At 73.4% G+C, this 13,464-nt stretch carries 13 protein-coding genes; all 13 read right to left on the bottom strand.

The annotated features are described in order from the left end of the window. Positions 1-4: 4 nt before the first annotated feature. Complete coding sequence (locus AC2CHG_RS06365; RefSeq protein WP_366619412.1) at positions 5-1,210, bottom strand: argininosuccinate synthase; 1,206 nt, start codon at positions 1,208-1,210, stop codon at positions 5-7. Continuing rightward, entirely contained in the window at positions 1,207-1,719 is a 513-nt protein-coding gene (locus tag AC2CHG_RS06360) for an arginine repressor (RefSeq protein WP_262015696.1), read from the bottom strand. Before AC2CHG_RS06360 ends, AC2CHG_RS06365 begins: the two co-directional genes overlap by 4 nt. Then, the gene (gene argF / locus AC2CHG_RS06355; protein WP_484524355.1) at positions 1,716-2,642 is read right to left on the bottom strand and encodes an ornithine carbamoyltransferase; all 927 of its coding nucleotides are present in this window, start codon (positions 2,640-2,642) and stop codon (positions 1,716-1,718) included. Before argF ends, AC2CHG_RS06360 begins: the two co-directional genes overlap by 4 nt. Next, positions 2,639-3,901: an acetylornithine transaminase gene (locus tag AC2CHG_RS06350; protein WP_484524354.1), complete on the bottom strand. Its 1,263-nt coding sequence runs from the start codon at positions 3,899-3,901 to the stop codon at positions 2,639-2,641. Before AC2CHG_RS06350 ends, argF begins: the two co-directional genes overlap by 4 nt. Next, on the bottom strand, positions 3,898-4,785 hold the full coding sequence (argB, locus tag AC2CHG_RS06345; RefSeq protein ID WP_484524353.1) for an acetylglutamate kinase: 888 nt from the start codon (positions 4,783-4,785) through the stop codon (positions 3,898-3,900). Before argB ends, AC2CHG_RS06350 begins: the two co-directional genes overlap by 4 nt. Next, positions 4,782-5,954, bottom strand: a complete 1,173-nt coding sequence (gene argJ / locus AC2CHG_RS06340; protein ID WP_484524352.1) for a bifunctional glutamate N-acetyltransferase/amino-acid acetyltransferase ArgJ — start codon at positions 5,952-5,954, stop codon at positions 4,782-4,784. Before argJ ends, argB begins: the two co-directional genes overlap by 4 nt. Next, positions 5,951-6,952, bottom strand: coding sequence for an N-acetyl-gamma-glutamyl-phosphate reductase (argC, locus tag AC2CHG_RS06335; RefSeq protein ID WP_484524351.1), 1,002 nt, complete (start codon positions 6,950-6,952; stop codon positions 5,951-5,953). The genes argJ and argC overlap by 4 nt, the downstream gene beginning before the upstream one ends. Before the next feature lie 172 nt (positions 6,953-7,124). Continuing rightward, entirely contained in the window at positions 7,125-9,689 is a 2,565-nt protein-coding gene (locus AC2CHG_RS06330) for a phenylalanine--tRNA ligase subunit beta (protein WP_484524350.1), read from the bottom strand. 26 nt (positions 9,690-9,715) lie between these two features. Next, the gene (pheS, locus tag AC2CHG_RS06325; RefSeq protein WP_484524349.1) at positions 9,716-10,777 is read right to left on the bottom strand and encodes a phenylalanine--tRNA ligase subunit alpha; all 1,062 of its coding nucleotides are present in this window, start codon (positions 10,775-10,777) and stop codon (positions 9,716-9,718) included. A gap of 168 nt (positions 10,778-10,945) precedes the next feature. After that, on the bottom strand, positions 10,946-11,830 hold the full coding sequence (locus AC2CHG_RS06320; protein ID WP_484524348.1) for a TrmH family RNA methyltransferase: 885 nt from the start codon (positions 11,828-11,830) through the stop codon (positions 10,946-10,948). A 32-nt stretch (positions 11,831-11,862) separates the two neighbouring features. Next, positions 11,863-12,255 carry a 50S ribosomal protein L20 gene (rplT, locus tag AC2CHG_RS06315; RefSeq protein ID WP_043324928.1) on the bottom strand — a complete coding sequence of 131 codons (393 nt, stop codon included), beginning with the start codon at positions 12,253-12,255 and terminating at the stop codon, positions 11,863-11,865. Between the two features lie 32 nt (positions 12,256-12,287). After that, positions 12,288-12,482, bottom strand: a complete 195-nt coding sequence (rpmI, locus tag AC2CHG_RS06310) for a 50S ribosomal protein L35 (RefSeq protein ID WP_007075851.1) — start codon at positions 12,480-12,482, stop codon at positions 12,288-12,290. Between the two features lie 19 nt (positions 12,483-12,501). Continuing rightward, positions 12,502-13,149 carry a translation initiation factor IF-3 gene (gene infC, locus AC2CHG_RS06305; protein WP_043324929.1) on the bottom strand — a complete coding sequence of 216 codons (648 nt, stop codon included), beginning with the start codon at positions 13,147-13,149 and terminating at the stop codon, positions 12,502-12,504. Between the last annotated feature and the right edge of the window lie 315 nt (positions 13,150-13,464).

The raw sequence follows: 13,464 nt of genomic DNA, 5'->3' as shown, positions 1-13,464 counted from the left end.
CCCATCAGGCCCCTCCCATCCGGGCGTCCCGTTGTGCGGCCATCGTGCTGGGCAGTCCCCACAGTCGTACGAATCCCTTCGCCAGCGACTGGTCGAACGTGTCGCCGGTGTCGTAGGTGGCAAGGCCGAAGTCGTAGAGGCTCGCCTCGGAGCGCCGGCCGGTGACGACCGCCCGGCCGCCGTGCAGGCGCAGCCGTACCTCGCCGGTGACGTGCCGCTGGGCGTCGTCGATGAACGCGTCCAGCGCGCGCTTCAGCGGCGAGAACCAGAGCCCGTCGTAGACCAGCTCACCCCACCGCTGGTCGACGCCGCGCTTGAACCGGGCGAGATCCCGCTCGACTGTCACCGCCTCCAGTTCCTGGTGGGCGGTGATCAGGGCGAGCGCGCCGGGCGCCTCGTACACCTCGCGGCTCTTGATGCCGACGAGCCGGTCCTCGACCATGTCCAACCGGCCCACGCCGTGCGCCCCGGCCCGCCGGTTCAGCTCCCGGATCGCCTGGTAAGGGGTGACCGTCTCGCCGTCGATGGCGACCGGTACGCCGCCGTCGAACGTGATCACCAGGTCGTCCGGGTCGCGTTCCGACGCCGGGTCCTCGGTGTACGCGTAGAGGTCCTCGACCGGGGCGTTCCAGATGTCCTCCAGGAACCCCGTCTCGACGGCCCGGCCCCACAGGTTCTGGTCGATCGAGTACGGCGACTTCGCCGACACGTCGATCGGCAGCCCCTTCTCCTCGGCGTACGCGATCGCCTTGTCCCGGGTCCAGGCGAAGTCCCGGGCCGGCGCGACGACCTTCAGGTCCGGCGCGAGGGCGGCCAGGCCGACCTCGAACCGGACCTGGTCGTTGCCCTTGCCGGTGCAGCCGTGCGACACGATCGTGCCGCCGTGGGCACGCGCCGCCGCGACCAGGTGCTTGACGATCAGCGGCCGGGACAGCGCGGACACCAGCGGGTAGCGGTCCATGTAGAGGGCGTTGGCCCGGATCGCCGGCAGGCAGTAGTCGGCGGCGAACTCGTCGCGGGCGTCGACCACCTCGGACTCGACGGCGCCGCAGTCGAGCGCGCGCTGCCGGATCACGGCCATGTCCTCGCCGCCCTGGCCGACGTCCACGGCTACCGCGATCACCTCCGCGCCGGTCCGCTCGGCCAGGTACGGGATCGCGACCGAGGTGTCCAGGCCCCCGGAGTACGCGAGCACGACCCGCTCGGTCACGAGGTGCCCCCTTCGACTGTGTCGTCGCGGCGGGCCCACGCGGCGAGCCGCTCGCCCAGCGCGGCGCCGCCGTCGGCCTCGCGGGCCACGACGAGGATGGTGTCGTCGCCGGCGATGGTGCCGACGATCTCGGTCAGGCCGGCCCGGTCCAGCGCGCTGGCGAGGTACTGGGCGGCGCCCGGCGGGGTGCGCAGTACCGCGATGTTGCCGCTGGAGTCGACGCCGTTCAGCAGCTCACGCAGCAGCCGGACCAGCCGGGCCGGTGCGCCCTCGGCGTCGCGCAGCGGCCGGTGCCCGTCCTCCGGGATCAGGTAGACGCCGCGCCCGTCGCCGCCCCGCGCGGTCACCGCTCCCAGTTCCTTCAGGTCGCGCGACAGCGTGGCCTGGGTGACCTGGATGCCGTCCCCGGCGAGCCGGTCGGCCAGCTCGGTCTGCGAGTGGATGGGGGTGTCGCGGATCAGCTCGACGATGCGGGCGTGCCGCGCGGCGCGGGTCAGCGGAGCGGTCATGCGGATTCCTCCAGGAGAAACGTCAGCAGCGCCTTCTGGGCGTGCAGCCGATTCTCCGCCTGGTCGAACACCGCGCTGTGCGGGCCGTCGAGCGCCTCGTCGGTGATCTCCTCGCCCCGGTGGGCGGGCAGGCAGTGCAGCACGATCACGTCGGCGTCGGCGTGACCGAGCAGCACGGCGTTTACCTGGTACGGCAGGAACGGGGTGATCCGGTCCAGCCCGTCGTCCTCCTGCCCCATCGACGTCCAGGTGTCGGTGGCGACGACGTGCGCGCCGCGCACCGCCTCGACCGGGTCGGTGAACAGCTGCACCGACCCGCCGGTGGTGGCGGCGATCTTCTCGGCGCGGGCCACGATCTCCGGGTCCGGCTGGAACCCCTCCGGACCGGCGATCCGCACGTGCATCCCGGCGGTCGCCCCGGCTAGCAGGTACGAGTGGGCCATGTTGTTCGCCGCGTCGCCCACGTACGTCACGATCCGCCCGGCGGTGCCGCCGAAGCGCTCCCGCACGGTGAGCAGGTCGGCCAGCAGCTGGCAGGGGTGGTACGTGTCGGTGAGCGCGTTCACGACGGGCACCGTGGCGTGCTCGGCGACCTCGGCGATCCGGTCGTCGCCGTGGGTGCGCAGCACGATCGCGGCGACGTAGCGGGACAGCACCCGGCCGGCGTCGCCGAGCGTCTCGCCCCGGCCGAAGTGGGTGACCTGGGTGTCCACCACGAGCGGGTGCCCGCCCAGCTCGGCGATGCCCACGTCGAACGAGATCCGGGTACGCAGGCTCTGCTTGTCGAACAGCACCGCCACCGACTTCGGCCCGGTCAGGGGCTGGTGCGCGTACCGGTCGGTCTTCATCCGGGCGGCGAGGTCGAGCACGGCGGCCTGCTCGGCGGGCGTGAGGTCGTCGTCGCGCAGGAAGTGGCGGATCATGCGGGAGCCTCCGTCGGGGTCGTGGCGTCGGGCGCGGCGGCCTCGGCGGTCGCGGCGATGCCGGCCGGCGCGGCGGCGTCGGTGGAAGGGGTCGGCGCGGCGGCGGACAGCGCGGCCGGCAGCGCGGCGAGGAACGCGTCTGCCTGCGCGGCGGTGAGGATCAGCGGCGGGGCGAGCCGGACCACGTCCGGCTGCACCGGGTTGACCAGGAAACCCGCCTCGCGCAGCGCTGCCGCGGCGGCGGCGGAGACCGGCTCGTCGAGCACGATGCCGAGCAGCAGCCCGGCGCCGCGCACCTCGCGGACCAGCGGGTGCCCGAGCGCCTCGACGCCGCGCCGCAGCCGCTCACCGACCCGTTTGACGTGGTCGAGCAGACCCTCGTGCGCGATCGTGGAGACGACAGCGAGCGCGGCGGCGCAGCTGATCGGGTTGCCGCCGAACGTGGTGCCGTGCGAGCCCGGGGTGAGCAGGTCGGCGGCCCGGCCGAAGGCCAGGCAGGCGCCCAGCGGCAGCCCGCCGCCGAGACCCTTGGCGAGCGTGATGACGTCCGGCTCGACGCCGTCGGCCTGGTGGGCGAACCAGTGGCCGGTCCGGCCGACGCCGGTCTGCACCTCGTCCAGCACCAGGAGCGCGCCGTGCGCGGCGGTGATCCGCCGGGCCGCGGCCAGGTAGCCGGGAGGCGGGACGACCACGCCGTTCTCGCCCTGGATCGGCTCGATGATCAGCATGGCGGTGTCGCCGGTGACGGCCTCGGCCAGCGCGGCGGCGTCGCCGAACGGCACGTGGGTGACGTCGCCGGGCAGCGGGCGGAACGGGTCGGCCTTCGCGGGCTGCCCGGTCAGCGCCAGCGCACCCATGGTCCGGCCGTGGAAACCGCCGTGGGTGGCGACCACGTGCCGGCGGCCGGTGAGCCGGGACAGCTTGAACGCGGCCTCGTTGGCCTCCGCGCCGGAGTTGGCGAAGAAGACCCGGCCCGGGCGTCCGGCCAGCGCGAGCAGCAGTTCGGCCAGCGCCACCGGCGGCTCGGCGACGAACAGGTTGGACACGTGCCCGAGCGTCGCCACCTGCTTGCTGACGGCGGCAACCACCGCCGGGTGGGCGTGGCCGAGCGCGTTGACGGCGATGCCGCCGAGCAGGTCGACGTACTCCCGGCCGGTCTCGTCGGTTACGACGGCGCCGGAGCCGGAGACGAGCGCCAGCGGCGGCGTGCCGTAGTTGTCCATCATGGTGGCGTTCCACCGCTGCACGAGCGTGCTCATGACTCGATCACCATCGTTCCGAAGCCCTCCGACGTGAACACTTCCAGCAGCGTGGAGTGGGCGACCCGGCCGTCGACGACGTGCGCGGCCGGCACTCCCCCGCGCACCGCCCGCAGGCAGGCCTCCATCTTCGGGACCATGCCCGACTCCAGGGACGGCAGCAGCTTCGCCAGGTCGTCCGCGGTGATCTCGCTGATCAGGCTGGACGTGTCGGGCCAGTCGGCGTACAGGCCGGGCACGTCGGTCAGCACGACGAGCTTGCGGGCGTCCAGCGCCACGGCGAGCGCGGCGGCGGCGGTGTCCGCGTTGAGGTTGTGCAGCACCCCGTCGGCATCAGGCGCGACTGTCGAGATGACCGGGATCCGGCCGGCCGCGATCAGGTCGGTCACAGCCGAGGCGTTCACCGACTCCACGTCGCCCACCTGGCCGACGTCGACCGCTTCCCCGTCCACGTACGCGGGGCGGCGCACCGCGGTGAACAGCCCGGCGTCCTCGCCGGAGAGGCCGACCGCGTACGGGCCGTGCGCGTTGATCAGCCCGACCAGTTCCCGGCCGACCTGACCGACCAGGACCATCCGGACCACGTCCATCGCCTCCGGGGTGGTGACCCGCAGGCCGCCCCGGAACTCACTGGCGATGCCCAGGCGGCCGAGCATGGCGGAGATCTGCGGGCCGCCACCGTGCACCACTACCGGCTTCAGGCCGGCGTAGCGCAGGAACACCATGTCGGCGGCGAACGCCCGCTGGAGTTCGGGGTCGACCATGGCGTTGCCGCCGTACTTGACCACGACCGTGGCGCCGGAGAAACGGGCCAGCCAGGGCAGTGCCTCGATCAGCGTGGCGGCCTTGGCCTGGGCCCGGGTGAGGTCAGCACTCAAGTTCATGTGGAATAAGCCGAGTTCTCGTGGACGTACGCGTGGGACAGGTCGTTGGTCCAGATGGTGGCCGCGTCGGTGCCGGCGTGCAGGTCGATCCGGACCGTGACACCGCGGCCGGTGAGGTCCACCTTGGCGCGGTCCTCGGCGGCGGCGCCGCCCCGGCACACCCAGATGCCGTTGACCGCGACGTCCACGCCGTCCGGCTCGAACACGGCGGCCGTGGTGCCGACCGCGGCGAGGATCCGGCCCCAGTTCGGGTCGTTGCCGAACAGCGCGGTCTTCACCAGGTTGTTGCGGGCCACCGTGCGGCCCACCTCGACCGCGTCGTCCTCGCTCGCCGCGCCGACCACCTCGATCGCCACCTCCTTGGTCGCGCCCTCCGCGTCGGCCAGGAGTTGCTGGGCCAGGTCGTGGCAGGCGGCGGTGACCGCGGCGGTCAACTCCTCGGCGGTCGGCTCGATGCCCGAGGCGCCGCTCGCGAGCAGCAGCACCGTGTCGTTCGTGGACATGCAGCCGTCGGAGTCGATCCGGTCGAACGTGATCCGGGTGGCGGCGCGCAGCGCGGCGTCCAGGGCATCAGGCCCGGCCACCGCGTCGGTGGTGAGCACGCAGAGCATGGTGGCCATGGCCGGGGCGAGCATGCCCGCGCCCTTGGCCATGCCGCCGACGGTCCAGCCCGTACCCTGCGCCACAGTCGTCTTGGGCCGGGTGTCGGTGGTCATGATGGCCTCGGCGGCCGCCGGGCCGCCGTCGCGGGACAGGCCGCGCACCGCATCGCGTACGCCGGGAAGCAGTTTGTCCATCGGCAGCCGCTCGCCGATCAGGCCGGTCGAGCACACAGCGACCTCGCCGGCGCCGACGATCAGCCGGGCGTTCGCCGCGGTGATCGCGGCGGCGGCGTGCTCGGCGGTGGCGTGGGTGTCCTGGAAGCCGGCCGGGCCGGTGCAGGCGTTCGCGCCGCCGGAGTTCAGCACCACGGCGCGCACGACGCCGCCGTGCACGACCTGCTGGCTCCACAGCACCGGCGCGGCCTTGACCCGGTTGGCGGTGAAGACACCGGCCACACCGGCGTCCGGGCCGTCGTTGATCACGAGGGCGACGTCGGCGGCGCCGGAGGACTTCAGTCCGGCCGCGACACCTGCGGCGCGGAACCCACGGGGGACGGTGACGCTCACGGGGCCACTCCAAACACGGACAGACCGGTGGTCTCGGGGAGACCCACCATCAGGTTGGCGTTCTGCACGGCCTGGCCGGCCGCGCCCTTGCCCAGGTTGTCGACAGCGCTGACCACGATCACCCGGCCCGAGTCGACGTCCACAGTCGCCTGGAGGTGGCAGGAGTTCGACCCGGCGGTGGCGGCGGTGTGCGGCCACGATCCCTCGGGCAGCAGGTGCACGAACGGCGCGTCGGCGTACGCGGCGGCCAGCACCGCGCGCGGGTCGGCGTCGCCGGTGGGCACCGCGGTGACTGTGGACAGGATGCCCCGGGGCATCGGCGCGAGCACCGGGGTGAAGGACAGGCCGGTCGCGCCGGTGGCCTGCTTGATCTCCGGCACGTGCTGGTGCGCGCCCACCTTGTAGGGGGTCAGGTCGCCCATCACCTCGCTGCCGAGCAGGTGGGCCTTGGCGGCCCGGCCCGCCCCGGAGGTGCCGGAGGCGGCGACCACCACCACGTCGTCGGGGCGTACCGCGCCTGCGGCGATCAGCGGCGCCAGCGCCAGCGTGGTCGCCACCGCGTAGCAGCCGGTGCTGGCGACCCGCGTCGCGGCGGCGATCTCGGCCCGCTGCCCGGGCAGTTCGGGCAGCCCGTAGGTCCAGGCGCCGGCGTGCTCGCCGCCGTAGTAGCGGGACCAGGCGCCGGCGTCGCGCAGCCGGTGGTCCGCGCCGAGGTCGACCACCTTGACCGAATCGGGCAGCGCCGCGGCGAGCGCCGCGGACTGCCCGTGCGGCAGGGCCAGGAAGACCAGGTCCGCGTCGGCGAGGGCCGCCGGTTCGGTCGCGGCGAACACCAGGTCGAGGCCGGCGAGGTGCGGGTGTACGGCGCTGACGGGCTGACCGGCCTGGCTGTGTGCGGTGGCGGTGATCAGCTCGAACTCGGGGTGACCGGCGAGCAGGCGCAGCAGTTCGCCCCCGGCGTATCCACTCGCCCCGGCCACGGCAACCCGAATGCCCATACCCACCTCCGCATGACTATGCAGGGAAGAGTACCGGTCGAGGCAGCGCCACCGCAAGGTCATACGGCGCGTTGCATAGCCATGAGATGACGTTCACCAGCGGCTCGCGTGGGCCGGCGTGTTGATAGGGGCCCCCTCCTCTACCGGAGGCGTTAAGAGGGGGCCCCTCCTTTCAGGCGCCGCGCAGGGTGGCGCCGAAGCGCTCGGCGGCGACAGCCACCGCCGCGTCGCGCGCGGCCACCGCCTCCTCGCCCGCGAGGGTCCGGTCCGGGGCGCGGAACGTCAGCTTGTACGCCAGCGACTTGCGTCCCTCGCCGAGCTGCTCGGAGGTGTAGACGTCGAACAGGCGGACGTCCTCCAGCAGCGCGCCGGCGCCCTCGACCAGCGCCGCCCGCACTTCGGCCGCCGGCACCGCGTCGTCCACCACCAGCGCCACGTCGATCAGGGCCGGCGGGAACGTGGAGATGGCCGGGCCGGCCGCCAGCGGTGCGGCGGGCAGCGCGTCCAGGTCCAGTTCCATGGCGCTGGTACGCCGGGGCAGCTCCAGCGCGGCCAGCACGGCCGGGTGCAGCTCACCGGCGTGGCCGACGACCACGTCGTCCACCACCAGTTCGGCGCAGCGGCCCGGGTGCCAGGGCGCCCGCTCGCCGGCCCGTACCGTCACCCGGTCGGCGGGGATCCCGGCGGCGTCGAGCACCGCCCGGCCCGCCTCGACGGCGTCCGCCCAGCCGGCCGTGCGGCCCGCGCCCCACCAGCCGGCCGGTTCGATCTCGCCGGTGAGCGCCACCGCGACGTGCCGCGGCTGGGCGGGCACCACCGCGTCGGCGGCGGCGAACTCCTCGTCGGTGGGCCGCCGGTCCACGCCCATCGCGGGCGGGGCACCGGCGCCGGGGCGCGGGTGGAAGACCGTGCCGATCTCGTAGATCGCCACGTCTCGCTGGCCCCGGCCGACGTTGCGCTTGACGATGCCGAGCAGCGGGCCGAGCAGCGTGGTGCGCAGCAGCGGCTCCTCCTCCGACAGCGGGTTCGCCAGCCGTACCGCGGGGCGGCGCGGGTCGTCGGCGGGCAGGCCGAGCTGGTCGACCAGCTCGGGCGCGACGAACGGCTGCGCCAGCACCTCGACGTAGCCGCGCTCGGCGAGCGAGCGGGCGACGGCCCGGCGGCGCTGCTGCTGCCAGGTCAGGCCCCGGCCGGGCGGCGCGGTGGGCAGCGCCGACGGCACCCGGTCGTAGCCGTCGAGGCGTACCACCTCCTCCACCAGGTCGGCCGGGTCGGTCAGGTCGGGCCGCCAGCTCGGCGGCGTGACGGTCAGCACCTCACCACCCCCCGCGGCGGAACCACCACCGGTGGCCGATCCGACGGTGCCCGGGTCCTCGGCGAGCCGGTCGGCGCCGCGCGTGACGGTGCAACCGACCTGCTCCAGCAGCTCCACCACCCGGTCCGGCGAGTACGTCACGCCGACCCGCCGCGAGGGCAGGTCCACCGGCAGCGTCACCGGCGTACGCGGCACGACGTGGTCGATGTCGAGCACCTCTTCGCCCGCGGTGCCGCCGGCGAGGTCGGTGAGCAGCCGGACCGCCTTCTCCAGCGCGACCAGCGGCAGCGCCGGGTCGACGCCCCGCTCCCACCGCTTCGCCGCCTCGCTGAACAGCTTGTGCCGCCGCGCGGTACGGCCGACGGTGGCCGGATCCCAGTGCGCCGCCTCGAACAGCACGTTCGTGGTGGAGGCGAGCACCTCGCTGGTCTCGCCGCCCATCACCGCCGCCAGCGAGATCGGACCCGAGTCGTCGCAGATGACCAGGTCCTCGGCGGACAGCGTGCGGTTGACCCCGTCCAGCGTGGTCAGCTTCTCTCCCGCCTCGGCGCGGCGTACCACGAGCGTCCCGGCGATCCGGTCCGCGTCGAAGGCGTGCATCGGCTGACCGAGTTCGAGCATCAGGTAGTTGGTGATGTCCACGGCGAGCGAGATGCTGCGCACCCCGGCCACAGTGAGGCGCTGCCGCATCCAGCCGGGCGTCTCCACGGTCGGGTCGACGCCGCGCACCATCCGCGCCGCGAACCGGTCGCAGCCGACCGTGTCGCGGACCTCCACCGGGTACGCCGGTTCGGCGGTCGCGCCGGGCGCGGGCGCGTCGGCCGGGTCGCGGAACGGCACGCCGAGCGCGTGCGACAGCTCCCGGGCGATGCCGCGCACGCTCAGCGCGTACCCGCGGTCCGGGGTGATCTCCATCTCGACCACGACGTCGTCCAGGCCGACGACGGGCCGGGCGTCGTCGCCGGGCTGGGCCTTGACGTCCTCGGGCAGCACGACGATGCCCGAGTGGTCGTCGCCGAGCCCCAGCTCCTGCGCCGAGCAGATCATGCCGTGGGAGTTGCGCCCGTACGTCTTGCGCGCGCCGATCGCGAACCCGCCGGGCAGCACACCGCCGGGGAGGATCACCACGACCTTGTCGCCCACGGCGAAGTTGCGCGCCCCGCAGACGATCTCCTGCGGCTCACCGGTGCCGTTCGCGGCGCCGACGTCGACCCGGCAGAAGCGGATCGGCTTCTTGAAGCCGGTCAGCTCCTCGATCTCCAGGACCTCGCCGACGACCAGCGGGCCGGTGACCGACTCGCGCAGGTCCACCACGGACTCGACCTCGATACCGAGGTCGACCAGCGCCTGCTCCAGGTCGCCGGTGGGCAGGTCGGCCGGCAGGTCCACGTACTCCCGCAGCCAACTGACAGAGACTCGCATGACTGTTAAACCACCGTTCCCGTAGCTCAGGCGCCGAACGCGCGGGTGAACCGCACGTCGCCCTCGGCCATGTCCCGCATGTCACTGACGCCGTGCCGGACCATCACGGTCCGGTCGATGCCCATGCCGAACGCGAATCCGGAGTAGACCTCCGGGTCGATGCCGCAGGCGCGCAGCACCCGCGGGTTGACCATGCCGCAGCCGCCCCACTCGACCCACTGCGGACCGTCCCGGTGCTCCGGGAACCACACGTCGAACTCGGCCGACGGCTCGGTGAACGGGAAGTAGTGCGGCCGCCAGCGCGTCTTCGCGCCCTCGCCGAACATGGCCCGGGCGAAGTGGTCGAGCGTGCCGCGCAGGTGCGCCATGGTGATGCCCTTGTCCACCACCAGGCCCTCGACCTGGTGGAAGACGGGCGCGTGGGTGGCGTCCAGCTCGTCGGTGCGGTAGACCCGGCCGGGCACCACCACGTAGATCGGCGGCTTGCGGCTGAGCATGGTGCGCGCCTGCACCGGCGAGGTGTGGGTACGCAGCACCAGGCCACTGCCTTCGGGTGCGATGTGGAACGTGTCCATCAGGCCGCGCGCCGGGTGGTCGGCCGGGATGTTCAGCGCGTCGAAGTTGGTCCACTCCAGCTCGACCTCGGGGCCCTCGGCCACCTCGTAGCCCATGCCGATGAACAGGTCACTGATCTGCTCCATCAGCACGCTCAGCGGGTGGCGGGCGCCGCGCGGCCGGCGGTCGTACGGCAGGGTCACGTCGACCCGCTCCTCGACCAGCACCCGCGCGGCCCGTTCCCGGTCCAGGATCTCCTGCCGGGCGGCGTACGCGGACTCGATGGCCCGGCGGGCCTCGTTGACCCGCTTGCCGGCGTCGGCCTTCGCGGCCGGCGGCAGCGCGCCGATCTCCCGGCGCGCCAGCGACACCGGGGACCGGTCACCGAGGTGCGCGGGGCGCAGCGCGGTGAGCGCGTCCGGGTCGGCGGCCTCGGCGAACGCCTTCTCGGCTTCGGCCACTGCTCCGGCCAGGGCGTCCGGGTCGAGCAGGGCGACCTGCTTCGGGTCGTACGGATCGTTGCGGTAGCTCATGGTGAACGGGCACTCCCTCACGGCGGCGCCGACCCTCGCGGGTGGCTAGGCGAGTCTACGGACGCGCGGCTTCGCCGCAGCCCGCCGGTGGGGAGTCGTGCAGGGGGAAGGGTCAGGCCCGCCGCCCGCCGACACCGGCGGGCTGGCTAAACGAACGCCGTGGCGCGTTCATGACGAGGCGGACTCCCCTGCTGTCTCTCGCGCGCCCCGGGGGACACGCAGTGCTCTGGCGGAAGAATACAGGCAGACGGCGGCCGCCGCAGCCAGGTTCAGGCTCTCCGCGCGCCCGTGCAGCGGCACCCGGACCCGGGCGTCGGCGGCGCCGGTCAGCTCCTCGGGCAGGCCGTGCGCCTCCGAGCCGAACAGCCACGCGGTAGGGGCGGACAGCCTTCCGGCATCGGCGAGGTCGTCCAGGTCGCTGTCGCCGTACCCGGTGGTGGCCAGGATCTCCAGGCCGGCGGCCCGCAGCGCCTCGACGGCGGCGAGCGGGTCGGCGGCGCGCACCACGTCGACGTGGAAGAGGCTGCCGGCGGAGGCCCGCACGCACTTGCCGTTGTAGGGGTCGACCGCCTCGCCCGCGAACACCACAGCGCCCGCACCGGCCGCGTCGGCGGTGCGCAGCACGGTGCCGGCGTTGCCCGGGTCGCGGATCCCGGCGAGCACCGCGACCAGTCGCGGCCCGTGCGCGAGGGCCTGCTCCAGGGGTACGTCGAGGTGCCGGCACACCGCCACCAGGCCCTGCGGCGCGACGGTCTCGGCCAGCGCGGCCAGGGCGTCGTCGGTCACCTCGGAGACGGGCACGTCGGCACGGGCGGCCGCGGCCGCGAGGTCGGCGTACCTGTCGAGCGCCGCCGGGGTGCCGAACAGCTCGACCACGGTGCCGGTGCGGGCGAGCGCCTCCCGGACCGCCTGCGGACCCTCGGCCAGGAACCGGCCGGCCTGGTCGCGGTCGCGCCGGCGATGCAGCCGACGGGCCGCCACGACCCTGGGGGTACGCGGGGTGAACGGTCCGGGAACGGCGTCGAGGCGCCTCCCCTGCGAACGTGACTGCATGGGAGACGCCTCGATCTGCCGTACGGGGTGGGTCAGGCGGCCTGAGCCGCGGCGCCACCGGTGCCCTCGGCCGCCACGGCGGCGCGAGCCAGCTCGACGATCGCCGCGAACGAGGCGGCGTCGTTGACGGCCATGTCGGCCAGGATCTTCCGGTCGACCTCGATGCCGGCCAGGCGCAGGCCCTGGATCAGCCGGTTGTAGGTCAGACCGTTGGCCCGGGCGCCGGCGTTGATCCGCTGGATCCAGAGCTGCCGGAAGTCGCCCTTGCGGTCGCGACGGTCCCGGTAGGAGTACTGCATCGAGTGCAGCACCTGCTCCTTGGCCTTGCGGTACAGCCGGGAGCGCTGACCGCGGTAACCGCTCGCGGTCTCCAGCAGGGTACGACGCTTCTTCTGGGCGTTCACAGCCCGCTTGACGCGTGCCATCTCAACTCCTTCTTCGGTTCAGGTGGCTCGCGTCAGCGGCCGAGCAGCTTCTTGATGCGCTTGGTGTCGGCCTTGGCCAGCTCGACGGTGCCGGTCAGCCGACGGGTCTGGGTGCTGGGCTTCTTCTCCAGGTTGTGGCGAAGGCCGGCCTGCTGGGCAACGATCTTGCCCTTGCCGGTCACCTTGACCCGCTTGCCCATACCCGTGTGGCTCTTCATCTTCGGCATTGGAACGTCTTCTCCCCTGTTACTGGCCGCTGGTCTCAGCGGTCGTGCCGGTCTCGCCGGCTGCTGCGGTGTCGCCGGCCGCCGGGGTCTCGCCGGCCGGAGCGGCCGGTTCCTCCGCCGCCCGGTCGCGCGGTCCACCGCGGGACGCCGTGGCGGCGACCGCGGAGGCCTTGACGGCCCGGTGCGGAGCGAGAACCATGATCATGTTTCGGCCGTCCTGCTTCGGCGCGGCCTCGACGTATCCCAGGTCCGTGATCTCGGACTCGAGCCGGCGCAGGAGCCGGTAACCCAGCTCCGGGCGGCTCTGCTCGCGACCGCGGAACATGATCGTCACCTTGACCTTGTCGCCGGCCTTGAGGAACCGCACCACGTGACCCTTCTTGGTCTCGTAGTCGTGCGGGTCGATCTTCGGCCGGAGCTTCATCTCCTTGATGACGGTCTGCTGCTGGTTACGCCGCGCTTCGCGCGCCTTGAGTGCGCTCTCGTACTTGAACTTGCCGAAGTCCATGAGCTTGCACACCGGCGGGCGCGCCATCGGCGCAACCTCGACCAGGTCCAGGTCGACGTCCGCGGCCAGCTGCAGGGCGCGCTCCAGCGGGACGATGCCCACCTGCTCACCCTCAGGACCGACCAGTCGGACCTCACGTGCCCGGATCTGCTCGTTCACGCGTGGTTCGACGCTGATGGGGCCTCCTCGAGTCGAGTCTCCTACGGTGCCGACTCCGTGGGCTCCCGGGTGGGAGCCGACCCGGAAAGCAGAAGGCCCCGGCGTATGCCAGGGCCCACTCGACCGGTCGGCACGATCACAGGATCGCGCATCCGGCGTCGGGACATGCCCGAAACCGGGGACCGGACCCGGCCACCGTGGCGGCGACTCGGGTGGGAGCGGGCGCTCCGCTTCTCGACCGCCCGCGCGTCAGGGACGGGGGCAGTCTGGTCGACTCCGCAACACTACACCCTCGGCCCAGGTCCGCCCAAACCG

The organism is Micromonospora sp. ATLC20 (assembly GCF_057196585.1).
The sequence above is the reverse complement of the archived record's forward strand: the minus strand, read 5'-3'. Positions and strand labels throughout refer to the sequence as shown.